Source organism: Streptomyces sp. NPDC006733, assembly GCF_040636125.1.
GTDB lineage: Bacteria > Actinomycetota > Actinomycetes > Streptomycetales > Streptomycetaceae > Actinacidiphila.
The window spans coordinates 49,099-71,499 of sequence record NZ_JBEYJD010000007.1 but is presented as its reverse complement, the minus strand read 5'-3'; the positions used below and the strand labels follow the sequence as shown (position 1 = coordinate 71,499).

The window sequence follows — 22,401 nt, the reverse complement described above, 5'->3', positions numbered from 1 at the left end:
ACGGTTGCTTGCGGGCCGCGGTGCCGCTGTGGCTCGGTCAGGACTTGGCGGCGCCGGCGGTCAGGCCGGACACCAGGTGGCGCTGGACCACGAAGAAGACGAGGGCGGCCGGGATGGCGATGATCACCGCGGCGGCGGTCAGCGAACCCCAGTCCGCGCGCTGGTCGGTGGCGAGGGTGCGGATGCCCGCCGCCAGCGTGAAGTTCTCGTTGGTGCTCATGAACTGGCTCGCGTAGGCGACCTCGCCCCACGCGGTCAGGAAGCTGTAGAAGGCGGTGACGGCGAGTCCCGGGCGGGCCAGCGGCAGGATCAGCCGCCAGAACGTGCCGAACGGGGTGAGGCCGTCGATCCGGCCCGCCTCGTCGATCTCGTGCGGGATGGTGTCGAAGTACCCCTTGAGCATCCAGGCGCAGAACGGCACCGAGATCGTGCAGTAGGTGACGATCAGCCCGAGGTAGCTGTCGAGGAGCCCCAGCTCGCCGAGCAGGTTGTACAGCGGCACGATCAGCACGGCCATCGGGAACATCTGCGTCGTCAGGAAGGTCCACATCAGCTGCTTGTGGCCGGGGAACTTCATCCGCGAGATGGCGTACCCGGCGCTCGCCGACAGCATGACGCCGAGCACGGTCGTCGCCGCCGCCACGATCGCCGAGTTGAGGAACCACTTCGGGAAGTTGGTGTGCAGGATGTTCCGGTAGTTCTGCAGGCTCAGGTGGGAGAGGATCTCGCCCGGGTCGGTCCACGCGTTCTTCGGCCCGAAGGAGATGAACGCGATCCACAGCGCCGGGAAGACGGCGACCGCGCTGGCGACCATGAGCGTGGTGTGCAGGGCGAGCGAGGCGCCGCGGCTGCGTTCGCCGCGCCTGCGGCCCGTGCGGCGGGCGGGCACCGCGGCGGAACGGGACGCGTCGGCGCTCCCCGTGGTGCCGGTGTGGGCTGTTGCACTCATCGTCATGGCTCCTTACGCCTGCTCGGTCTTGGCCTGGTAGCGGCGGTAGAAGGTGGAGAAGACCAGCAGGATGGCGAGGATGACCATGCCGTAGGACGCGGCACCCGAGTAGTCGGACACCCCGGTGAACGCCTTGCGGTAGGCGTAGGTCACGAGGATGTCGGTGTCCCCGCTGTTCGTCTGCCCCAGCAGCAGGAAGATGATCGGGAACATGTTGAACGTCCAGATCACCCCGAGCAGGATCACGGTGTTGCTGACCGGCCGCAGGCCCGGGAGCGTGATGTGCAGGAACCGCTTCCAGGGGGAGGCGCCGTCCATCTCGGCGGCCTCGTAGAGCTCCGCGGGTATGGACTGCATGCCGCCGAGGAGGGCCACCATCATGAAGGGTACGCCCGCCCAGACGTTCACCATGATGACGGCGACCTTCTGCGCGAAGGGCGTGCCCAGCCAGTCCTGGGCCGGCAGTCCGACGTGCGTCAGGATCGAGTTGAAGACGCCGTACTGCGAGTTGAGCATCAGCCGCCAGGCGAAGACGCTGACGAACGCCGGGATCGCCCAGGGCAGGATCAGCGACAGGCGGTAGAAGAGCCGGAACTTCGCCGGGCGGTTGAGCAGCAGCGCCATGCCCATGCCGATGGCATAGGTGAAGGCGACGCAGGTCAGCGTCCAGATGACGGTCCAGGTGAGCCGCGGGTAGAAGTCGCCGTCCTGGCCCGAGAGGATCTTCCAGTAGTTGTCGAAGCCGACCACGTGGTAGGTCGCCGGGATGTGGACGGGCCCGATGTCCTTGGCGATGTTCGTCTCGGTGGCGTCGGTGAACGACAGGTAGATGCCGTATCCCAGCGGGTACAGCACCAGGACGCCGATCACGATGACCACCGGGGCGACCATGGCCCAGGCGTACCAGTGCTTGTCCCACGACCGCTTGAACAGGGTCACGAGGCCGGGGCGCGGGGCCTTGCCGTGCTGTTGCCCGTCAAGGGCTGCGGTGGTCATCACTCATCGGCTCTTTCCACGATTACGGATGATGGTGCTGGTGGTGTCGCGGCCCCGGAGCGCCCCTCGGAGCGGGGCGGGCGGGGTGGCTCGATCTCCGGGGCCGCGCGTTCGGCCCGGCCCGGACGGCCGGGCGCGTGGGCCCCGACCCTCCCGAGGGAGGACGGGGCCCCGGCCGACCGGACCGGAGTCTGGTGCGGTGGCGGTTACTTGCTGAAGCCCGGCAGGAGCTTGGCGAACTCGTTCGCCGCCGCGTCCAGTCCGGCCTGGACCGTGACCTGGCCCTGAAGGATCTTCACGTACTGCTGCTGCAGCGGGGTGAAGAGGCTGCCGACCTGGGGGAGCGCCACGCGGGGGCGGGCGGTGTCCATGATCCCCTTGAAGCCGGCGATCTTCGGGTCGGCGGTGACCGCCGCGGTGTACGCGGAGGTGCGCGTCGGCAGGGTGCCGGTCTTGGTCGCGATGGTGACCTGGCTGGCCGAGTTGGTCATGAACTCGGTGAACAGGTAGCTCGCGTCCAGGTTCTTGGAGCCCTGGTAGACCGCCAGGTCGTGGCCGCCGGTGGGCGCCTGCGGCTTGCCGGTGGAGCCGGCCGGGACCGGGGCGTAGCCGAGGTTCGACTCCTTGCCCTTGAAGGCCGAGCCGCTGACGTCGTCGCTGACCGACCAGGGGCCCTGGATCAACATGGCGACCTTGCCGTTCTTGAACGAGGTCTGCATGTTGTCGTAGGCGCTGGCGAAGTCCACCTTCTGCGAGGAGGTGTCGTAGATCTCCTTCGCCTTGGTGACCGCCTTGACCGCCTCCGGGGAGTTGATCGTGATCTTCTTGGCGGCGGCGTCCGCGAGGTCGGTGCCCTCGCCGAAGAGCATCGGCATCAGGAAGTAGGTGTCCGGGTTGAGGTACGTGCCCGTGACCCCGGTCTTCTCCTTGATGGTCTTCGAGACGGAGATGAACTCGTCCCAGGTGGCCGGCGGCTTGGCGATGCCGGCCTTGGCGAAGATCTCCTTGTTGTAGAGCAGGCCCAGGGTGTCGGTGACCGACGGGACCCCGTAGGTCTTGCCCTCGTACTTGGTGGTGTTGAGCGGACCCTGCGTGAAGTCCGCGGTGTCCTTCAGGGCGGCGGTGCCGTCCAGCGGGGCGATGTAGTGCAGGGACGCGTACTCCGGGATCAGGCCGACGTCGGCGCGGACCACGTCGGGCGCGCCCTTGCCGCTCTGCGCCGCCGTCTTGAACTTCTGCTCCACGTCCGCGAAGGGGACGTTGACGTACTTGACCTTGATCTTCGGGTACTTGGCCTCGAAGGTCTTGATCAGGGCCTGGTAGACGGGCGCCTCGTTCGTGGCGTCCGACGTGTCCCAGTACGTGATCTCGCCGGAGACTCCGGCCGGGTCCTTCGCCGCGTCCCCGGTGCTCTTGTCGTCGCTGCTGCCGCCACAGGCGGTGGCCCCGAGAACGATGGCCGCGGCCATCGCCACGGCGGATATGCCGCGTCGCATACCTGTCTCCTTGATGAGGGTAAAACCCGGTTCACCCTGGAGTGGGTGATGCGCACCGCTTGGTGCTGTGCGGCTGCTCGGGCTGGGCAGGAACGTAACAGCGATGTAAGACCTTGCGAAAGAGCCTGCAAGAAAGTTTCGGCCACCTCTCCCAAATGTGACGTTGCCGTTACCTGCAGATGTCCGATGCAGGCCCAGGGCCTCAGAAGTACGTTGCAAGGTCTTGCTGCAAGGGGCGGGCAGCGATAGCGTCCGCAGCGCCCGGCGGTGTCGCCGGGCAGCCGCGGGACCTCGGCGCGTAGTGCCCCCGGCACGAGCTTTTTCCGCTACGAGGAGACCCGCCCGTGTCCGTACCCGCACGCATACGACGTGTGGCAGCGACGGTGGTGTCGGCGCTGCTGCTGGCCACCGTGCCGGCCGCCGTGCCCGCCCTGGCCGCCGCGCCACCCGCCCCGCCGTCCGACGCGGCGCTCGCCGCCCAGCCGGCCCGCCACGACCTCACGCGTGAGCAGTTCTACTTCGTCCTGCCGGACCGGTTCGCCAACGGCGACACCCGCAACGACACCGGCGGCCTCACCGGCTCCCGGCTGGTCACCGGCTACGACCCCACCGACAAGGGCTTCTACCAGGGCGGCGACCTCAAGGGACTGACCGGGAAGCTCGACTACATCAAGGGGCTCGGCACCACCGCCATCTGGATGGCGCCGATCTTCAAGAACCAGCCCGTGCAGGGCACCGGCAAGGACGCCTCGGCCGGCTACCACGGCTACTGGATCACCGACTTCACCCAGGTCGACCCGCACTTCGGGACCAACGACGACCTGAGGAAGCTCATCGCGGCCGCCCACGCCAAGGGCATGAAGATCTTCTTCGACGTCATCACCAACCACACCGCCGACGTCGTCGACTACCAGGAGAAGGCGTACTCCTACCTCTCCAAGGGCGCCTTCCCGTACCTGAGCAAGGACGGGAGGCCCTTCGACGACACCGACTACTCCACGGCCGCCACCGGCAAAAACTTCCCCGCCGTCGACGCCGGCTCCTTCCCGCGGACGCCCGTCGTGGCACCGGAGAAGGAGAACGCCAAGGTCCCGGCGTGGCTCAACGACCCGACGATGTACCACAACCGCGGCGACTCCACCTACGCCGGCGAGAGCACCGACCAGGGTGACTTCTCCGGCCTCGACGACCTGTGGACCGAGCGTCCCGAGGTCGTGCGGGGGATGGAGAAGATCTACGAGAAGTGGGTCGGGGACTTCGCGATCGACGGCTTCCGGATCGACACCGTCAAACACGTCGACCTGCCGTTCTGGACCCAGTGGGCCACCGCGCTCGACCAGTACGCCGCCCGGCACGGGCGCAAGGACTTCTTCATGTTCGGCGAGGTCTACTCCGCCGACACCGCGATCACCTCGCCCTACGTCACCCAGGGCCGGCTCGACGCCACCCTGGACTTCCCCTTCCAGGACGCCGCCCGCTCCTACGCCTCCCAGGGCGGCTCCGCGGCCAAGCTCGCCGGCCTGTTCGCGCAGGACTACCGGTACACCACCGACAAGGCCAACGCCTACGAGTCGGTGACCTTCCTCGGCAACCACGACATGGGCCGCCTCGGGACCTTCCTCAAGCAGGACAACCCCGGCGCCACCGACGCGGAGCTGGTGCGGCGCGACCGGCTCGCCAACGAGCTGATGTTCCTCAGCCGCGGCAACCCCGTCGTCTACTACGGCGACGAGCAGGGCTTCACCGGCGCCGGCGGCGACAAGGACGCCCGGCAGACGATGTTCGCCTCGAAGGTCGCCGACTACCTCGACGACGACGAGCTGGGCACCGACCGCACCCACGCCAGTGACGCCTACGACACCGCGGCCCCGCTCTACCGGACGATCGCCGCGCTCTCGCAGCTGACCAAGGCCAACCCGGCGCTGCGCGACGGCGTGCAGACCGAGCGGTACGCGGCCGACGGCGCGGGCGTGTACGCCTACTCCCGCACGGACGTGAAGACGCGGACCGAGTACGTGGTCGCGGTGAACAACGCGACCACGGCGAAGACCGCGGCGGTGCCGACCGGTTCCGCCGGAGCGGACTTCGGCGCGCTCTACGGCGCCACCGGCACCGTGCGCAGCGGCGGCGACGGCACGATCACCCTGACCGTCCCCGCGCTCTCCTCCGTCGTCTACAAGGCGGGCAAGCCGCTCGGCGCCCCCGTCACCCGGCCCTCGATCGCGCTGCACGCCCCCGCGGCCGGCGCCACCGGCACCGTCGAGCTCACCGCCGCCGTGACCGGCGGGCAGCTCGACCGGGTGGTCTTCGCCGCCCAGGTCGGCAACGGCAAGTGGCAGGTGCTCGGCTCCGCCGACCACGCGCCCTACACCGTCACCCAGGTGCTCGACGCGGCCGTCCCCGCCGGTACCGCGCTGCGCTACAAGGCCGTGGTGACCGACTCCGCCGGGCACACGAGCAGCGCCATCGCCGCCACCACCAGCGGCACGCCCGCCCACGAGCCGCCGCCCAGCGCGGTCTCCCGCGACTACGCCGTCGTCCACTACCAGCGCACCGACGGCGACTACGCCGACTCGGGCCTCTACACCTGGGGCGACATCGCGGACGGCGAGGCCACCACCTGGCCGGACGGCAAGCCCTTCACCGGGCGCGACGCCTACGGCGCCTTCGCCTGGGTCAAGCTCAAGCCGGGCGCGTCCAGCGTCGGCTTCATCGCCGTCGACAAGAACGGCGTCAAGGACACCGACGCCGACCGGGCCGTCGACCTCACCCGGACCGGTGAGGTGTGGATCAAGCAGGGCGACCCTCAGGTGCTCAACGCGGCGCCCGCCGGCTCCTACCCGCCGCAGGACACCACCAAGGCCGTCCTGCACTACCAGCGCGCCGACGGCGACTACGCCCACTGGGGCCTGCACACCTGGACCGGCGCCGCCGAGCCCACCGACTGGACGAAGCCGCTCCAGCCGGCCCGGATCGACGCCTATGGTGCGGTGTACGAAGTGCCGCTCGCCCCGGGCGCCACGTCACTGAGCTACATCCTCCACAACGGCGACGCCAAGGACCTGCCCTCCGACCAGTCCCTGGACCTCGCCTCCAACGGGCATGAGGTGTGGCTGTTGGCCGCGACCCCGAAGTACCTGCTCCCGCAGCCCAAGGGCGCGGGCGGCGACCTGGACCTGACCAAGGCGCAGGCGCAGTGGATCGACCGGTACACCGTCGCCTGGCACACCGACGCGAGCGCGTCCGCCAGCCGGCAGCTCGTCTACGCCCCCGACGGCGGCATCACCGTCAAGGACGGCGCCCTGTCCGACGAGGGCCACTGGCTGCGCCTGTCGCAGGTCGCGGGCGGCCTGACCGCCGCCCAGAAGGCGAAGTACCCGCAGCTGAAGGAGTACGCGGCCTTCACCGTCGACCCGCGCGACCGCGACCGGATCGGCGCCGCGCTGCGCGGCCAGCTCATCGCCACCCAGCGCGCCGCGAACGGCGCGCTGCTGGCCGCCACCGGCGTGCAGACGCAAGGGGTGCTCGACGACCTGTACGCCGCGACGGCGCAGCGCGCGGCGCTCGGCCCGGTCTTCGACCACGGCCGGCCCACCCTGTCGGTGTGGGCGCCCACCGCGCACCGCGTGGCGCTGGAGCTCAACGGCAGGACCGTACCCATGCGGCGGGACGCCGCCAGCGGCGTCTGGTCGGTGACCGGCGGCCGCGACTGGTCCGGCAAGCCGTACCGGTACGCGGTGACCGTCTGGGCGCCGAGCGTCCAGAAGCTGGTCACGAACCTGGTGACCGACCCGTACTCGGTCGCGCTGACCGCCGACTCGGCGCGCAGCCTGCTGGTGGACCTCGCCGACCCGAAGCTCGCCCCCAAGGGCTGGCAGCGGCAGGCGAAGCCGGCGGCGGTGCCGCTGAACCAGGCGCAGATCCAGGAGCTGCACATCCGTGACTTCTCGGTCGCGGACAGCACCGTCCCGGCCGCGCAGCGCGGCAAGTACACCGCCTTCACCGCGTCCGGCTCGGCCGGCATGACGCACCTGCGCGCGCTGGCGAAGGCCGGCACGGACTACGTGCACCTGCTGCCCGCGTTCGACTTCGCGACCGTCCCGGAGAAGGCCGCCGACCAGGCGGTCCCGGCGTGCGACCTCGCGTCCTTCCCCGCCGACTCCGAGAAGCAGCAGGAGTGCGTGGCGAAGGTCGCGGCCAAGGACGCCTACAACTGGGGGTACGACCCGTACCACTACACGGTCCCCGAGGGCTCCTACGCCACCGACCCGAACGGCACCGGCCGCACCACCGAGTTCCGGCAGATGGTGCAGGGGATCAACGGGGCCGGGCTGCGGGTGGTGATGGACGTGGTCTACAACCACACCTCCGCCTCCGGCCAGGCCGACACCTCCGTCCTCGACAGGATCGTCCCCGGCTACTACCAGCGGCTGCTCGCCGACGGCAGCGTCGCCAACTCCACCTGCTGCTCCAACACCGCGCCGGAGAACGCGATGATGGGCAAGCTGGTCGTCGACTCGCTCGTCACCTGGGCGAAGCAGTACAAGGTCGACGGCTTCCGCTTCGACCTCATGGGCCACCACCCGAAGGCGAACATCCTCGCCGTGCGCAAGGCGCTGGACGCGCTGACGCCCGCCAGGGACGGCGTCGACGGCAAGAAGATCATCATGTACGGCGAGGGCTGGAACTTCGGCGAGGTCGCCGACAACGCCCGCTTCGAGCAGGCCACCCAGGCGAACATGGCCGGAACCGGCATCGCCACCTTCAGCGACCGGGCGCGGGACGCGGTACGCGGCGGCAGCCCGTTCGACGCCGACCCCGGCGTGCAGGGCTTCGCCACCGGCCTCTACACCGACCCCAACGCCTCGACCGCCAACGGCACCCCGGCCGAGCAGAAGGCCCGGCTGCTGCACTACCAGGACCTGATCAAGGTCGGGCTGTCGGGCAACCTGAGCGCGTTCACCTTCACCGACTCCACCGGCAAGGAGGTCAAGGGCTCCGGGGTCGACTACAACGGCCAGCCCGCCGGATACGCGGCGGCGCCGGGCGACGCGCTCGCGTACGTCGACGCGCACGACAACGAGGCGCTGTACGACGCGCTGGCGTTCAAGCTCCCGGCCGCCACGACGGCCGCCGACCGGGCCCGGATGCAGGTGCTCGCCGAATCGACCGCCATGCTCTCGCAGGGCCCGGCGCTCTACCAGGCGGGCAGCGATCTGCTGCGGTCCAAGTCCCTGGACCGCAACTCCTTCGACTCCGGTGACTGGTTCAACGCCATCCACTGGGACTGCGCCACCGGCAACGGCTTCGGCCGCGGCCTCCCGCCGGCCGCGGACAACCAGTCCAAGTGGCCGTTCGCCAAGCCGCTGCTGGCCTCCCCGGCCCTGCGCCCCGGCTGCGCCGAGATCACCGGCGCCTCCGCGGCCTACCAGGACCTGCTGAGGATCCGCTCCACAGAACCGGCCTTCGCCCTGACCTCCGCGGCCCAGGTCCAGGACCGGCTCTCCTTCCCGCTGTCGGGCCAGGGCGAGACCCCGGGCGTCATCACGATGCGCCTCGGCGCCCTGCTGGTGGTCTTCAACGCCACCCCCGCCACCCAGACCCAGAAGGTGCCCGCCCTGGCGGGCACGCCCTACACCCTCCACCCGATCCAGTCCGCCGGCTCCGACCCCACGGTCAAGCAGGCGTCCTACGACCGCCCCACCGGCACCTTCACAGTCCCGGCCCGCACGGTAGCCGTCTACACGACCCACTGACACCGGCCGCCCACGACAACCACCACAGGGCCCGCCCCCGACCCGGGGGGCGGGCCCTGTCTTGTTCCTGTACAGATTTCTGGACAGAAACTGGGTAGGATGGACAGATGAAGGTTCCCGAGGTCGTCACCGTCAGCGATGCCCGCGCCCACCTCTCGCAGATACTGACAGTGCTCTCGCAGGACGGAGCCGACGCCGACCCCGTCCTCATCGGCGCCCACCGCAAACCGCAGGGCGTGCTGCTCTCCGTCGCAGCGTTCGAGGCTCTGACCGGACGGCAGCAGCGCCGCGAAGCGGCCGAGTCCGCGACCGGCTCCATCGAGGCGGAAGGCCTGCGGGCCTCGGCGGAGTCCGACCGGGACGTCGAGGCGTACGTGCGGGGCGGCCTCAGCGCCGACGAGATCGTCGCCCGGGCCCTCGAGCGCTACCGCGGCACGTCGGACCGGCAAGCCGGATGAGCGACCCCTACGCGCTGCCGAACGGTGTGCTGCGCAACAACCTGGGCATCACCGATCCGACCCTCCTGGACCAGGCCGAGGCGGACATCACCCGTGCCCGGCTCATCGCACTCGCGGCCGATCCTCCGGCCGGCGCGTACGACCTCGCGCACCTCTGCCGCTTACATCGGACGATCTTCGGCGACATCTATCCGTGGGCGGGCGAACTGCGCACGGTGGACATCGCCAAGCACACCCCGTTCTGCCCGGTGATCCACCTGCGGTCGTATGCGGACGAGGTCTTCGACCGCCTGCGTTCCGCCGATCATCTGCGGGGCCTGTCCCGTGCCGACTTCGTCCCGCGACTCGCCGAGCTGTACGGGGACATCAACGCCCTGCATCCGTTCCGCGAGGGCAACGGCCGAGCGCAGCGCGCGTTCCTCGGGCAGCTCTGCGCGGCCGCCGGGCACCCGGTGTCGTGGGCGGCGATGGACCCCGCGCGCAACCAGGAGGCCTCCATCAAGAGCTTCCTGGGGGACGCGGGGCCGCTCGAGGCGATGCTGTCCGAGCTGGTCAGCTGACGAGCCGCTTCTCCAGGAGCGTCACCGCGTACCTGCTGCCCCCGCCGCCGTCCTTGTGGGGCTGTTCGCCGGTCACCGTGTAGCCGGCCGACTCGTAGTACGTGCGCAGGCGGGGGTTGGTGGAGACGCAGTCCAGGCGGCTGAGGGTGCGGCCGGTGGCGGTGATGCGGTGTTCGGCCCGGGCGAGCATCGCGCGGCCGAGGGCGCGCGGGGCGGTGGCGCGGTCGGTCATCAGGCGGTGGATGTAGCCCGCGATCGGGGGCTGCGGGCCCCAGGCGGGCTCGTCGTCCCACCACAGCTCCCAGCCGCCGACCGGGACGCCGCCGGCGTCGGCGAGCCAGACCTCGCCCTCCTTCATGCGCAGCAGGAAGTGGTCCGCGCCCTTCTGGCCGGGCACCCACTGGTCGATGCCGTGCTCCCGCATCCAGTGCGCGGCGCCGTCGTACAGGGCGACGAGGGTGGGCACGTCGGCCTCGGTGGCCTGCCGGAAGGTGATGTCGTCGCGGTGGAGATCGTTCATGGCCGCCATTGTCGCCCGCGCCCCCGGCCCGGAACCGGGCGCCCCCGCGACGGCGTCCAGGGGATCATGAACGCCACCTCCGTCACGGTCCGTGACGCCCACCCCGACGACCTGGACGACATCGCCGACGTGCACCGCAGGGCGCGTGCCACGTACTACGCGGGGCACCTGCCCGAGGAGGAGTACAACGGCCCCGACGAGCTGGCCCGCTGCCGGGCCGGCACCGGGCGGGCCATCGGGTCGGCCGACCGCCGGGTGCTCTGCGCGGTGCGCGAGGACCGGATCGTGGCCTTCGCGGTGCTCGGGTTCCGGCCCGGCGAGGAGAAGCTCTTCCAGTTCCACGTCGACCCGGACCACTGGCGGGCGGGGCTCGGCAGCGTCCTGCACGCCGCCTGCGTCACGGCCTGGCAGGAGGCAGCCGTCACCGCGGCCCGGCTGGACGTCTTCGAGCCCAACCGGCGCGCCCGCGCCTTCTACGCCCGCCAGGGCTGGGTCGAGGACGGCCGCGCGGACGACCACGTGACGATGCTCCTGCGCGTTCCCGGCGCCTGACCTCCGCCCTGCCGCTACCCCAGCGATTCCAGCGTCTTTCCGGTCGTCAGCCGGGCCGTCAGCTTGGCGTTCGCGCCGCGCTCCACGCGGACCGCGAGCAGCGGGCCGTCCGCGCTGGCGCGGACGCCGCCGGTGGCCGAGACCTTGGTGACGTCGCGGCTGCCCGCCGCGAGCAGGAACCAGTGACCGGCCGGGGACTTCCACATGACGCCGGCCAGTACGTGCTGGCCGAACCGGCTGCAGGCGTTGGTGTCCTGGGCCTCGGCGGCCACCGAGGCGAGGGCGGTCGGCGACGAGCCCGGCGGCAGGAACTGCACCATCGCGGTACCGGACCCGCGCCAGGTGTCCGTGCGCGTGCACACCCAGGACGCGGCGGCGCCGCCCTCGGGCAGCCGCTGCGCGGCGAACTCCCAGTTGTTGACGGCCCGGACGCCCTGCCCGCGCAGCGCCCCGAGCCGGCACGCGCTGTGCGCCCAGTTCAGCAGGGCCTGCGTCCCGGTGGCCTCGCGCGGCTGCCGCGCCGGGGCGGGCGAGCCGCCCGGCGGCGGGGTGTAGGTCAGGTGGACGGGGGTCAGGTCGCCCAGATCGGTCAGCAGGAACGAGTGCTGCTCCACGATCTTCGCCGAGGAGCGGAACTGGAGCACCGGCCACGCCGTCCCGCACTGGCCCGCCGGAGCGCCCGCACCAGGGGTGCGCACGGGGTCGGTGACCCCGTCGGCCGCGACGCGCAGCGGCTGTCCCGGCTGGTTGGGCCGCAGCAGGTCGCGGGTCTGCGTCTCGTCGACCCAGGGGGCGGTCAGGAAGCGGGTGTTGCCGTCGACGCGGCCGACGACGACGGCCGCGCCGGTGGTGACGTCCGCGTCGTCCACCCGCGCGAAGTCCAGCGCCGCGAAGCCCTTGCCGTCCTGCGGCTCCGCGTAGCGCACGATCCGCATCCCGTCGTAGAGCAGGACCACGGACGCCTCGCCCACGTCGCCCGCGTACAGCAGCTGCGGCGGCTGGGCGGGCAGCCCGCGCGAGGTGCCGGGGGTCGCCGAGACCTGCACGCGTTCCCCCGGGTACGACCACACGGCGAGCGCGCGGCGCAGCAGCGCGGTGTCGTCCTTCCGGTCGCCCCGGGCGGGCCAGGCGGTGAAGTCCATCCGCGACGTGTGCTCCCACAGGGCCGCGTCGGTACGCACCAGCGCGGACGTCTCCAGCGGGCTGCCGGACCCGGCGGGGGCGCCGTCGGTGTACGCACCGCCCGCGTACGACTCGGGGTCGCCGCCGCCCGTGCCGGTCAGCGGCAGCAGCAGCGCGGCGACCGCCGCCGCCGCGGCCGCGGCGCCCGCGGCCCGCAGGTGCTGGCGGCGGCGCAGCAGGTCGGTGGGGCGCGCCTGCACCGTGCACGGGTCGAACTCGCCCCCGCCCAGCAGTACCCGGACCGCCCCGGCGCCCTCGCTGCCCTCGGCGCTCGCCGCCGCGGCCTCGGCGACGGCGGCCCGCGGGTCGGCGACGCCCGCCGCGGCCAGCACCTTGCGGACCTCGCGCTCGCCGAGCCCCTCCAGCGCGCTCAGCGCGAACGCGGCCCGCGCGGGGCTGCCGAGCCCGGAGAGCGTGCGGTCCAGCGCCAGCTCGTCCGTGCCGCCCGCCTTGGGGTGCAACCGCAGGCCCCACACGTACGGCAGCGGCAGCCGGTCGCGGGCCTCGACGACCCGCCGGCGCCACCCCTCCGCCGGATCGTGCGCGACCGCCCCGCGCAGCACCTCCTGGCGCACCAGCGAGTACGCCGGATCGGGCGGACCACCGCGCGGGCCGCCCGTGTCGGCGGCGACCGGATCGGGGGTGCGCCGCCCGCGCGGCAGGGCCCGCTGGACGAGGGCGTGCGCGGTCAGCACCCTGCGGTGCTTGCCGAGGGCGGCCGGCAGCGTCAGGTACGCCAGCCGCACGAGGTGCGGGTAGTTCTCGACGATCGAGGCCTCGGCGTCCTCGACCTCCACGGGTCCGGGCTCGGGGGGCTCGGCACCCCGCGCCGGGCGGTTCGCCGGGCTCTTCACCGGCCCTCACCCCCTTGCGCAGCACGGGAGTTGGGCCCGGGACATGCCTGGGTGGTCAGGGGGTGCCCCCCGAAAGAGTGCAGAACTTTCGCTTCCGATGTGTCCACACGGCGTCAAACGAGTGATTGGTGCGATGGTCACTCAAGGCGCTGCCGCCCGCCCGGCCCTTGGCGGCCCGGGGCGGCCCGTCCGGCGGGCACCCCGGACCCCGCATTATTCCTCTCCGCCGGAGCCCGCGCGACGCACGTCGGCCCTGCGCAGGGCGGCGTGGCGCCCCTCCAGCGCGAGGTCCGATTCCCGCCGGACCCCGGCCGCTCCCCGGGCGATCGTTGACCCATGACGACCACGGAACAGATCACCCCATCGCGTACCCGGACCACCGCTTTCCGCACCCGGGCCATCGACCCGGCCCTGCTCGACCGCCTGCGTGTCACCGACGACGCGGGCCGGGCGCCCGAGCTGAGCACCGACCTGGAGGGCGGCGCCCCACTGCGCTGCTGCCTGCGGCACGCGGCGCCCGGCGACCGGATCGCGCTGCTCTCCTACGCCCCCCTGCGCCACTGGGCGGCGGAGACCGGCGCGGACCCGGGCCCGTACGTGGAGCTGGGACCGGTCTTCGTGCACGCGGACGCCGCCGGCTGCCCCGGCCCGCCGTCCGCCGCCGGCTACCCGGCGGCGATGCACGGCGCCGAACGGGTCTTCCGCGCCTACAGCGCCGACGGCCGCATCCTGGGCGGGCGGCAGGTCCGGCTCACCGACGACGAGGTGGCGGCGGGCGCCGCGGACGCGGAGCTGGCGGAGATGTTCGCCGACCCGGAGATCGCGCTGGTGCACGTCCGGGCCGTCGAGTACGGCTGCTTCATGTTCGCGGTCCGCCGGGCGGACTGACGCTCCCGGCCGCGCGGCGGTCGGCCCGGTGGCCGGTGCGGCGGTCCGTGCCCCGGCGCGCGGGGCGGACGGTCAGGAGCGGTCCAGGTAGGCGAGCACGGCCAGCACCCGGCGGTTGTCGTCGTCGGACAGCGGCAGGTCGAGCTTGGCGAAGATGTTGGACGTGTGCTTGGCGACGGCCCGCTCCGTCACCACCAGCCGCTCCGCGATCGCGACATTGGACCGGCCCTCGGCCATCAGGGCCATCACCTCGCTCTCGCGGGGCGTCAGTTGGCCCAGCGGCTCGTTGCGCACATTGCGGGCCAGCAGCTGCGAGATCACCTGCGGGTCCATCGCCGTACCGCCACCGGCCACCCGCCGCACCGCGTCGACGAACTGGTCCGCGTCGAACACCCGGTCCTTGAGCAGGTAGCCGACCCCGCCGCTGCCGTCGGCCAGCAACTCCCGCGCGTACAGCTGCTCCACATGCTGGGAGAGCACGAGCACCGGGAGGCCGGGGATCTCGCGCCGGGCGTACAGCGCCGCCTGCAGTCCCTCGTCGGTGAACGACGGCGGCAGCCGCACGTCCACCACCGCCACGTCCGGCCGCAACTCCACCAGGGCGCGCTGCAGTTCCGGCCCGTTGTCGACCGCTGCGGCGATCTCGAAGTCGTACGCCTCCAGCAGCCTGACCAGTCCGTCGCGCAGCAGGAACAAGTCTTCGGCGAGGACGACGCGCACGGTGACTCCATGGTGGGCGGGAGCGGGGTGGGGCGGTGCTGGGCCCCGCCGCGCTGTCGGCGGGGCCCTCCCGGCGCAGCCAGCGCTGATGGGATACCGCTCACCGTAGCGGCCGCCACCGACAACGGGACCTGAACGGCCGGTCTCGTCACACCGGCCTCACCAGCCCCACGCGCGACAGGCGGACGACAGTGAATCTTCATCCGGCTCTTAAGCCGGGCTCACACGCCTGTCACACCGCCGGTCCACAGTGAGGGGCATGTCCGCTCCTTCGCCCGCCTCCGACCAGAGCCCGGCCTCCGCGGCGAACGAGGCGATCCGCCGCTTCGTCCGGTCGCGGTCCGGCAGCGCCTGGACGCGGGCGGAGCTGGCCGAGCTCGACCGGCTGCGCCGCGCCTGGCGCCGGGCCAGGTGCGGCGATCTGAGCGCGGATCGCACGGCGGACCGATGCGGCGACCGGCCGGGCACCTGACCGGGCCCGGGCCCCTTCCGGAACGGTCGGTGAACCGAGCGAGCCGGGCCGGTCCCTGACCCGCCCCGGGCCGTCGCTCCCGTTCAGGCCGTCCCGGCCCTCCGCCCCTCCCCGTCCGCCGGAGCATCCGGGATCCCCGGCGCGACCGGCGCACACGGAAGTTCCATCGTCACCATCGTCGGGCCGCCCACCGGGCTGTTCACCGCCAGCACGCCGTCGAACGCGCCCAGCCGCCGTTCGACGCCCCGCAGCCCGGTGCCGCGCGCGGGGTCGGCGCCGCCGGTGCCGTCGTCGGTGACCGAGACGCGCAGCATGCCGTCCTCGTACCGCAGGTCGATCCAGACGCGCCCGGCGTCCGCGTGCTTGGCGGCGTTGGTGAGCAGCTCGGAGACGGTGAAGTAGGCCGCGGACTCCACCGGCGCCTCGAAGCGGCCCGGCAGGTCGACCTCGACGTCCGCCGGGATCACCCCGCGCAGCGCCAACGCCCGCACGGCGTCGCCGAGTCCGCGCTCCGCGAGGACCGGCGGGTGGATGCCGCGCACCAGGTCGCGCAGTTCGGTGAGGGCGTCGGCGGAGGACTGCCGGGCCTCGGAGAGGATCTTCCGGGCCTTCTCCGGGTCCTGCTCGATGAGGCGCTCGACGAGTCCGAGGTTCATGCCCATGGCGACGAGCCGGGCCTGCGCCCCGTCGTGCAGGTCCCGTTCGATGCGCCGCAGCTCGGCGGCGGAGCTGTCGACCGCGTCGGAACGGGTCTCCGCCAGCCGGGCCACCCGCCGCTTCAGCGCCTCCTCCGCCGCCGCCGGGGTGGGAGCGAGGAACACCCGGGTGAGCAGGGCGTGCCGGTGCAGCAGCGCCGGGGCGTAGCGCACTCCGAGCAGGATCCAGACGGTGCCGAGGAGGGCCGCCAGCACGGCCGTCGTCTGGTTGTGCACCGGGATGAACGCGTACCAGTACGTGCCGCCCGCCGACACGATCGGCCGCCACAGGGAAGCGGCGAGCAACCAGCCGAAGACGCCCTCCGTGAACAGTCCGGCGATGAGGAACGCGAGGATCGTGCCCGCCGTCATGTCGACCAGCAGCCATTGCAGGTCACGCCAGGTGGCGGGGTCCTTGAGGAGCCACTGCAGGCGCTGCACCCGGCCGGCTGGCCCGGGCACGAACTTCGGCGCGGGGCGGTAGGGCCGGGCTATCTCGACGCCGGACCAGCGCAGCGCCAGCCCCCGGCGGTGGTCGGCCGCGGCCCGCACCCCGCCGAGCACCAGCGGCGTGGTGAAGATCCCGATGCCGAGCACGACGAAGGCGATCGACAGTACGGAGAACACGAACAGGACGATCGACTCGGCCAGGCCCAGCACCGCCAGGGCGAGCGCCCTCACCCCTGCGAGTCCCGCGTTGCGGATGTTCATGCCCGCCCCTCCCCGTTCGGTCGCCGCCAGGCGTCGCCGTATGCGTCGCCATCCTGGCACCACCCAGTCTGCCGACGACGTCCGCGCAGGTCACTGGGGGTGACCCCCCGGCATGGTGTACCTGGCACCACCATCCGGGCCGGGGGTCTGGACGGCTGGGGCCGGCGGCCGCGGATTCCTACCTTCAGGGGGTCGGAGAAACCTACGGGAACCTTGGGGGAGTGACGGGATGAAGGACAGCCTCGCGGCACGGCTCGGCGCGTGGAGCGCGGGCCACCGCAGAACGGCGATCATCGGCTGGCTGCTGTTCGTGGTGGTGGCCTCGGCCATCGGCGGCATGGTCGGTACGACGGAGATGAAGACGTACGAGAACGGCGCGGGCGACTCGGCCGCCGCGGACCGGATCCTGTCCGAGCACGGACTCGAACACCCGGCCGGCGAGATGGTCCTGGTCCGCTCCCAGGGGCCGGGGCAGTGGAAGGCGGCGGCGAAGGCGGTCGCCGAGGGCGTCGGCGCCACCGGCGAGGTCGGCGCCGTGCAGGCCGCGCTGCCCTCGCGGGACAACCGCTCCGCGCTGATCCGCTTCGAGATGAAGGGCAGGGCGGAGGACGCGGGTGACCGCGTCCAGCCGGTGCTCGACGCGGTGCAGAAGGTGCGCGACGGCCACCAGGACGTGCTGATCGACGAGTTCGGGGACGCCAGCGCCGGCAAGTGGCTCGGCGACATGATCACTAAGGACTTCGCGAAGGCCGAGTGGACGGCCGTGCCGCTGGCGCTGGGCATTCTCCTGATCGCCTTCGGCGCCCTGGTCGCCGCCCTGCTCCCGGTCGGACTCGCCGTCACCGCGTTCATCGGGGCGAGCGGCCTGCTGGCGCTCGGCAGCCACAAACTGCACATCTTCGAGTCCACCGGCTCCGTCATGCTGCTGATGGGCCTGGCCGTCGGCGTCGACTACTGCCTGTTCTACCTGCGCCGCGAGCGGGACGAGCGGGCTGCCGGGCACGACGCGGAGACCGCGCTGCGGATCGCCGCGGCCACCAGCGGCCGGGCGGTACTCGTCTCGGGGCTGACGGTCATGGTCGCGATGGCGGGCATGTTCCTGTCCGGCCTGCTGCTCTTCAAGGGCTTCGCGATGGCGACGATCCTCGTCGTGCTCACCGCGATGCTCGGCTCGGTCACGGTCCTGCCCGCCCTGCTGTCGCTCCTCGGTGACCGGGTGGACCGCGGCCGGCTGCCGCGCTTCGGCCGCGGCAAGCGCGCCCGCCGCCCGGCGGGCCGCGTCTCCGGCGCCGTGCTGAGGCCGGTCATCGCCGCTCCCAGGACCTTCGCGGTGCTGGGCGCCGGGGTGCTGCTGGCGCTGGCCGTCCCCGCGCTGGGCATGCACACCGAGTCGCTCGGAATGGACAGGCAGGTCCCGGCGGACGCCCCGCTGCGCACCGCGTTCGAGCAGATCACCACGGCCTTCCCCGGCGGTCCCGCGCCGGCTCGGATCGTCGTGCAGGCCCAGGACATCGAGGCGCCCGGCGTCCGGGCCGCGATCGCCGGCTTCACGGCGAGGGCCGCCGCGTCGGACGAGTTCGGCAAGGGCGTCACCACGGCGGTCCACGCGGCGCAGGACATCGCCGTGATCGAGGTGCCGCTCGCGGGGAACGGCAGCGACGCCGCCTCGAAGCACGCCCTGGCCACCCTGCGCGACGACCTGGTGCCGAGCACGCTCGGCCCGGTCGCCGAACACGCCTACGTCACCGGCGAGCTGGCCGGCTCCGTCGACTTCAACGCCCAGCTGAAGCGCGGCATCGTCCCGGTCTTCGCCTTCATCACGGCCGTGACGTTCCTGCTGATGCTGTTCAGCTTCCGCTCGGTGACGGTCGCGGTCACCTCCATCCTCCTCAACCTGCTCTCCGTGGGCGCCGCGTTCGGTGTCATGACCGCGGTCTTCCAGCACGGCTGGGGCGCGTCCCTGGTCGGCACGGAGTCGGTCGGCGCGATCGAGGGGTGGATGCCGCTGTTCGTCCTGGTGGTCCTGTTCGGCCTGTCGATGGACTACCACGTGTTCGTCGTGTCGCGGATCCAGGAGGCGCGGGAGCGGGGGAGGAGCACCACCGAGGCGGTGCGCGAGGGGGTGCGCTCCACGGCGGGCGCGGTCACCAGCGCCGCCGCGATCATGGTCGCCGTCTTCGCGGTCTTCGCCACCCTGTCGATGCAGGACATGAAGCAGATGGGCGTCGGCCTGGCCGTGGCGGTCTTCCTGGACGCGACCGTGGTGCGGGTCCTGCTGCTCCCGTCGGTGATGGTCCTGCTCGGCGAGCGCAACTGGTACCTGCCGCGCTGGCTGCGCTGGCTGCCGAAGGTCTCGCACGGCGAGGGCGCGGTCCCGGCCCCACCCGCCGCCCGGGACGCGTACGCGTCGGAAACGGTCTTCACCATCCGCTGACAGCGCGTCCGCCGACCTGCGGCGGCAACGCCCGAGGGGCCCGTCGACTCGACGGGCCCCTCAGCCGTTCACCGCTGGGTCCTGCTGGTTGCCGCGTGCGGATCAGACCTGTCCGGCCTTCTCCAGGGCGGTGCAGCAGGTCTCGACGATCAGGCGGGTCACGACGTACGGGTCGACGTTCGCGTTCGGACGCCGGTCCTCGATGTAGCCCTTCTGCTCGACCTCGACCTGCCACGGGATGCGGACCGAGGCGCCGCGGTCGGAGACGCCGTAGCTGTACTCGTTCCACGGGGCGGTCTCGTGCAGACCGGTCAGGCGCTCGTCGATGCCGGCGCCGTAGTTCTTGACGTGGTCGAGCGGCTTGCTGCCCTCGCCCAGGGACTCGCACGCGGTGATGATCGCGTCGTAGCCCTCGCGCATGGCCTTGGTGGAGAAGTTGGTGTGCGCGCCCGCGCCGTTCCAGTCGCCCTTGACCGGCTTCGGGTCGAGGGTGGCGGAGACGTTGAAGTCCTCGGCGGTGCGGTACAGCAGCCAGCGCGCGATCCACAGCTGGTCGGAGACCTCAAGCGGCGAGACCGGGCCGACCTGGAACTCCCACTGGCCGGGCATGACCTCGGCGTTGATGCCGGAGATCGCGAGGCCCGCGGCGAGGCAGTTCTCCAGGTGCTTCTCGACGATGTCGCGGCCGAAGATCTCGTCCGAGCCGACGCCGCAGTAGTAGCCGCCCTGCGCGGCCGGGAACCCGCCCACGGGGAAGCCGAGCGGCCGGGAGCCGTCGAAGAAGGTGTACTCCTGCTCGATGCCGAAGATCGACTCCTGAGCGGCGAACTGCTCGGCGATCGGGCGGAGCAGCGCACGGGTGTTGGTCTCGTGCGGCGTCATGTCGGTGTTGAGCACCTCGCACATGACGAGTACATCGCCGCCGCCGCGGATCGGGTCCGGGCAGGAGAACACCGGCTTGAGCACGCGGTCCGACGCGTGACCCACGGCCTGGTTGGTGCTGGAACCGTCGAAGCCCCAGGTGGGGAGCTCGGCGCCGTCGGCCAGGATCCTCGTCTTGGAGCGAAGCTTGGCGGTCGGCGAGGTGCCGTCGATCCAGATGTACTCAGCCTTGTAGGTCACGGGGCGCCATCCTTAACAAGCCACTGTCTTCGCGGGTGCGGTAGTGCACTGAACGAGGGGTCTTGGCCGAGCGCCGTTGATCGAGCCGCTGGCAGCATGGCAAGAACGTTTTTCCCGGCTGTGTCCCTTGTGTTAACCCCGTGTGAACGCACCGCCGTGACCTGCGCCCAGACCGAGCAGCAGAGCCGCCAGATGTCCGGCGTCCGTGAACGTGCGCCCCTTGCGCACCAGGGGTGGCACGGCGAGCGCCAGCACGGCCGCCGCGGCCACTGCCCGTGCGGTGCGGTTCGGGAGCGAGATCGCGGCGGCCCCGACCACCGCGTTCAGGCCGTAGCTGGCGCCGACGTCCACCGCTGACCTGGTCTCCTCCGCGGGGTCCGCCGCGCGCAGCCCGCCGTATACCAACAGGCTCGCCCCGAGATGGCCGAATGCGAACACCGCGGCCGTCCGGCGCGGCCCCCAGACGGTCTCGGCGCTGCCGAGAATGCCGAGCAGTATCGCCCCATACGCCGGATCTATCGGCCGATCGACCAGAAAAGCACTGGTCAGGAGGGTGTGCCAGCGACCGGCCCGCAGGTTGTCGACATTGGTGGAGTGCGCGCGCAGCACCGCCTCGCGGTCCGGCTCCGGCAACGGGCGCAGCGCGTACGCCCCGGACTGCACGGCGGTGACATAGGCCGAGGCCGCCCAGGGCGTCCTGCGCACGGCTCCGGGTCCGCGTCGGAGGAGATCGGCGGAGCGATCGAAGAGGGGCATCGGTCCATCATCACTGAGTACGCTGCGGACATGCCGCACATAGCCGTGGACTACTCCGCCACCCTCACCGACACCTTCGACCGCCAGGGCTTCGCACAGGCCCTGCACCCCCTCGTCGCCAAGATCGCGGACGCGCAGGTGTCCGGCTGCAAGACCCGGTTCCGTCCACTGGACGAGATCGTCATCTCGGACGGCGGGCCCGGCGAGGCGATGATCCACATCCAGGTGGCGCTGCTGGACGGCCGCACGCCGGAGACCAAGCAGGAGCTGAGCTCCGGCGTCCTCGCGCTCGCCCGCGAGCACACCGCCGAGACGCCCGGCCTGACCGTCCACACCTCCGTCGAGATCCGTGACCTCGACCGCGCCAGCTACGTGCGGCACACCTCATGACGTTCCGCGTAGGACTGCTGGGCACCGGCCCCTGGGCCGAGATCGCCCACGCGCCCGCCCTGAGCGGCCACCCCGACGTCGAGTTCACCGGCGTGTGGGGCCGCAGGCCCGAGGCGGCGGCCGCACTCGCGGCCCGCTTCGGCACCCGCGCCTACGACGACGTGGACGCCCTGATCGCGGACGTGGACGCGGTGGCGATCGCGCTGCCGCCGGACGTCCAGGCGCCGCTGGCCGCCCGCGCCGCCGCGGCCGGCCGCCACCTGCTGCTCGACAAGCCGCTCGCGGCGACCGTCGGCGAGGCCCGCGCGGTCGTCGAGGCCGCGGAGGCGGCCGGGGTCGCGTCGGTCGTCTTCTTCACCACCCGCTTCGACCGGACGACGGGGAAGTGGATCGACGAGCAAGCCGCCGCGGGCGGCTGGTTCACCGGCCGCGCCGACTGGCTCGGCTCGGTCTTCGCCGGCGGCGACAGCCCGTTCGCGGCCTCCCCGTGGCGCCGCGAGAAGGGCGGCCTGTGGGACGTGGGGCCGCACGCCCTGTCGGTGCTCCTGCCGGTATTCGGCGACGTCACCGACGTCGCGGCCGTCCGCGGCAGCGGCGACACGGTCCACGTGGTGCTGCGCCACGCGGGCGGGGCGGCCAGCACCGCCACCCTCAGCCTGACGGCACCGGAACCGGCCGCCGGAGTCACCGTCGAACTGCGCGGCGAGCGCGGTGTGGTGACGGCTCCGGAAGCCGGCGAGGGCGCGGTGGAGGCGCTGCGGAATGCCGTCGACGCCCTGATCACCGCGGCCCGCACCGGGGAACCCCACGCCTGCGACGCGCGCTTCGCGCTGCGCGTCACGCAGACGCTGGCCTCGGTGGAGGACGCGCTCGGCAAGAGCTGAGCCGGG

General features: G+C 72.2%; 18 protein-coding genes. 9 read left to right on the top strand and 9 right to left on the bottom strand.

Features of this window, described 5'->3' with window-relative positions; all coding sequences use genetic code 11:
- Positions 1-37 precede the first annotated feature (37 nt).
- The 3 genes from ABZ721_RS08805 to ABZ721_RS08795 all read right to left on the bottom strand — a co-directional run bounded on the left by ABZ721_RS08805 (position 38) and on the right by ABZ721_RS08795 (position 3,441).
- Positions 38-949, bottom strand: coding sequence for a carbohydrate ABC transporter permease (locus ABZ721_RS08805; RefSeq protein ID WP_358787899.1), 912 nt, complete (start codon positions 947-949; stop codon positions 38-40).
- A 12-nt stretch (positions 950-961) separates the two neighbouring features.
- Positions 962-1,945, bottom strand: a complete 984-nt coding sequence (locus ABZ721_RS08800; RefSeq protein WP_358787898.1) for a sugar ABC transporter permease — start codon at positions 1,943-1,945, stop codon at positions 962-964.
- 206 nt (positions 1,946-2,151) lie between these two features.
- On the bottom strand, positions 2,152-3,441 hold the full coding sequence (locus tag ABZ721_RS08795; RefSeq protein ID WP_358787897.1) for an extracellular solute-binding protein: 1,290 nt from the start codon (positions 3,439-3,441) through the stop codon (positions 2,152-2,154).
- 344 nt (positions 3,442-3,785) lie between these two features.
- Between ABZ721_RS08795 and pulA the strand changes: the two genes are divergently transcribed.
- The 3 genes from pulA (at position 3,786) to ABZ721_RS08780 (ending at position 10,215) form a co-directional block, all read left to right on the top strand.
- The gene (gene pulA / locus ABZ721_RS08790) at positions 3,786-9,197 is read left to right on the top strand and encodes a pullulanase-type alpha-1,6-glucosidase (protein WP_358787896.1); all 5,412 of its coding nucleotides are present in this window, start codon (positions 3,786-3,788) and stop codon (positions 9,195-9,197) included.
- Between the two features lie 107 nt (positions 9,198-9,304).
- Positions 9,305-9,655, top strand: coding sequence for a type II toxin-antitoxin system Phd/YefM family antitoxin (locus tag ABZ721_RS08785; protein ID WP_358787895.1), 351 nt, complete (start codon positions 9,305-9,307; stop codon positions 9,653-9,655).
- Entirely contained in the window at positions 9,652-10,215 is a 564-nt protein-coding gene (locus ABZ721_RS08780; protein WP_358787894.1) for a Fic family protein, read from the top strand. The genes ABZ721_RS08785 and ABZ721_RS08780 overlap by 4 nt, the downstream gene beginning before the upstream one ends.
- Here the strand turns inward: ABZ721_RS08780 and ABZ721_RS08775 are convergent.
- Entirely contained in the window at positions 10,208-10,735 is a 528-nt protein-coding gene (locus tag ABZ721_RS08775; RefSeq protein ID WP_358787893.1) for a GNAT family N-acetyltransferase, read from the bottom strand. The two genes, ABZ721_RS08780 and ABZ721_RS08775, sit on opposite strands and share 8 nt — an antisense overlap.
- 66 nt (positions 10,736-10,801) lie before the next feature.
- Here ABZ721_RS08775 and ABZ721_RS08770 point away from each other — a divergent pair, with 66 nt between their 5' ends.
- Complete coding sequence (locus ABZ721_RS08770) at positions 10,802-11,287, top strand: GNAT family N-acetyltransferase (protein WP_358787892.1); 486 nt, start codon at positions 10,802-10,804, stop codon at positions 11,285-11,287.
- A 14-nt stretch (positions 11,288-11,301) separates the two neighbouring features.
- Here the strand turns inward: ABZ721_RS08770 and ABZ721_RS08765 are convergent, their stop codons facing one another.
- Positions 11,302-13,323: a hypothetical protein gene (locus ABZ721_RS08765; RefSeq protein ID WP_358787891.1), complete on the bottom strand. Its 2,022-nt coding sequence runs from the start codon at positions 13,321-13,323 to the stop codon at positions 11,302-11,304.
- Between the two features lie 336 nt (positions 13,324-13,659).
- Between ABZ721_RS08765 and ABZ721_RS08760 the strand changes: the two genes are divergently transcribed.
- Positions 13,660-14,211 carry a DUF1203 domain-containing protein gene (locus tag ABZ721_RS08760; protein WP_358787890.1) on the top strand — a complete coding sequence of 184 codons (552 nt, stop codon included), beginning with the start codon at positions 13,660-13,662 and terminating at the stop codon, positions 14,209-14,211.
- 72 nt (positions 14,212-14,283) lie between these two features.
- Here the strand turns inward: ABZ721_RS08760 and ABZ721_RS08755 are convergent, their stop codons facing one another.
- Positions 14,284-14,931: a response regulator transcription factor gene (locus ABZ721_RS08755; RefSeq protein ID WP_358787889.1), complete on the bottom strand. Its 648-nt coding sequence runs from the start codon at positions 14,929-14,931 to the stop codon at positions 14,284-14,286.
- 259 nt (positions 14,932-15,190) lie between these two features.
- Between ABZ721_RS08755 and ABZ721_RS08750 the strand changes: the two genes are divergently transcribed.
- Positions 15,191-15,403, top strand: coding sequence for a hypothetical protein (locus ABZ721_RS08750; RefSeq protein ID WP_358787888.1), 213 nt, complete (start codon positions 15,191-15,193; stop codon positions 15,401-15,403).
- Between the two features lie 83 nt (positions 15,404-15,486).
- Here ABZ721_RS08750 and ABZ721_RS08745 read toward each other — a convergent pair whose 3' ends face one another.
- Complete coding sequence (locus ABZ721_RS08745) at positions 15,487-16,809, bottom strand: sensor histidine kinase (protein WP_358787887.1); 1,323 nt, start codon at positions 16,807-16,809, stop codon at positions 15,487-15,489.
- A 229-nt stretch (positions 16,810-17,038) separates the two neighbouring features.
- Here ABZ721_RS08745 and ABZ721_RS08740 point away from each other — a divergent pair, with 229 nt between their 5' ends.
- On the top strand, positions 17,039-19,243 hold the full coding sequence (locus ABZ721_RS08740) for an MMPL family transporter (RefSeq protein ID WP_358787886.1): 2,205 nt from the start codon (positions 17,039-17,041) through the stop codon (positions 19,241-19,243).
- A 102-nt stretch (positions 19,244-19,345) separates the two neighbouring features.
- On the opposite strand, the gene glnII is transcribed toward ABZ721_RS08740, so the two are convergent.
- On the bottom strand, positions 19,346-20,365 hold the full coding sequence (gene glnII / locus ABZ721_RS08735; RefSeq protein WP_358787885.1) for a glutamine synthetase: 1,020 nt from the start codon (positions 20,363-20,365) through the stop codon (positions 19,346-19,348).
- A gap of 132 nt (positions 20,366-20,497) precedes the next feature.
- Positions 20,498-21,121, bottom strand: a complete 624-nt coding sequence (locus tag ABZ721_RS08730; protein WP_358787884.1) for a rhomboid-like protein — start codon at positions 21,119-21,121, stop codon at positions 20,498-20,500.
- A 30-nt stretch (positions 21,122-21,151) separates the two neighbouring features.
- On the opposite strand from ABZ721_RS08730, the gene ABZ721_RS08725 reads away from it, so the two are divergent.
- The gene (locus ABZ721_RS08725; protein WP_358787883.1) at positions 21,152-21,511 is read left to right on the top strand and encodes a 5-carboxymethyl-2-hydroxymuconate Delta-isomerase; all 360 of its coding nucleotides are present in this window, start codon (positions 21,152-21,154) and stop codon (positions 21,509-21,511) included.
- Positions 21,508-22,395 (top strand): Gfo/Idh/MocA family oxidoreductase, encoded by an 888-nt coding sequence (locus tag ABZ721_RS08720; RefSeq protein ID WP_358787882.1) that lies wholly within the window; start codon positions 21,508-21,510, stop codon positions 22,393-22,395. Before ABZ721_RS08725 ends, ABZ721_RS08720 begins: the two co-directional genes overlap by 4 nt.
- Positions 22,396-22,401: the final 6 nt, after the last annotated feature.

Bases quoted from the DNA above. Each gene is read 5' to 3' on its own strand.
- ABZ721_RS08805 (WP_358787899.1), bottom strand. From the start codon at position 949: ATGAGTGCAACAGCCCACACCGGCACCACGGGGAGCGCCGACGCGTCC.
- ABZ721_RS08760 (WP_358787890.1), top strand. From the start codon at position 13,660: ATGACGACCACGGAACAGATCACCCCATCGCGTACCCGGACCACCGCT.
- ABZ721_RS08730 (WP_358787884.1), bottom strand. From the start codon at position 21,121: ATGCCCCTCTTCGATCGCTCCGCCGATCTCCTCCGACGCGGACCCGGA.
- ABZ721_RS08775 (WP_358787893.1), bottom strand. From the start codon at position 10,735: ATGAACGATCTCCACCGCGACGACATCACCTTCCGGCAGGCCACCGAG.
- ABZ721_RS08800 (WP_358787898.1), bottom strand. From the start codon at position 1,945: ATGACCACCGCAGCCCTTGACGGGCAACAGCACGGCAAGGCCCCGCGC.
- ABZ721_RS08740 (WP_358787886.1), top strand. From the start codon at position 17,039: ATGAAGGACAGCCTCGCGGCACGGCTCGGCGCGTGGAGCGCGGGCCAC.
- ABZ721_RS08725 (WP_358787883.1), top strand. From the start codon at position 21,152: ATGCCGCACATAGCCGTGGACTACTCCGCCACCCTCACCGACACCTTC.
- ABZ721_RS08770 (WP_358787892.1), top strand. From the start codon at position 10,802: ATGAACGCCACCTCCGTCACGGTCCGTGACGCCCACCCCGACGACCTG.
- ABZ721_RS08745 (WP_358787887.1), bottom strand. From the start codon at position 16,809: ATGAACATCCGCAACGCGGGACTCGCAGGGGTGAGGGCGCTCGCCCTG.
- ABZ721_RS08720 (WP_358787882.1), top strand. From the start codon at position 21,508: ATGACGTTCCGCGTAGGACTGCTGGGCACCGGCCCCTGGGCCGAGATC.
- ABZ721_RS08785 (WP_358787895.1), top strand. From the start codon at position 9,305: ATGAAGGTTCCCGAGGTCGTCACCGTCAGCGATGCCCGCGCCCACCTC.
- ABZ721_RS08780 (WP_358787894.1), top strand. From the start codon at position 9,652: ATGAGCGACCCCTACGCGCTGCCGAACGGTGTGCTGCGCAACAACCTG.
- ABZ721_RS08750 (WP_358787888.1), top strand. From the start codon at position 15,191: ATGTCCGCTCCTTCGCCCGCCTCCGACCAGAGCCCGGCCTCCGCGGCG.
- ABZ721_RS08795 (WP_358787897.1), bottom strand. From the start codon at position 3,441: ATGCGACGCGGCATATCCGCCGTGGCGATGGCCGCGGCCATCGTTCTC.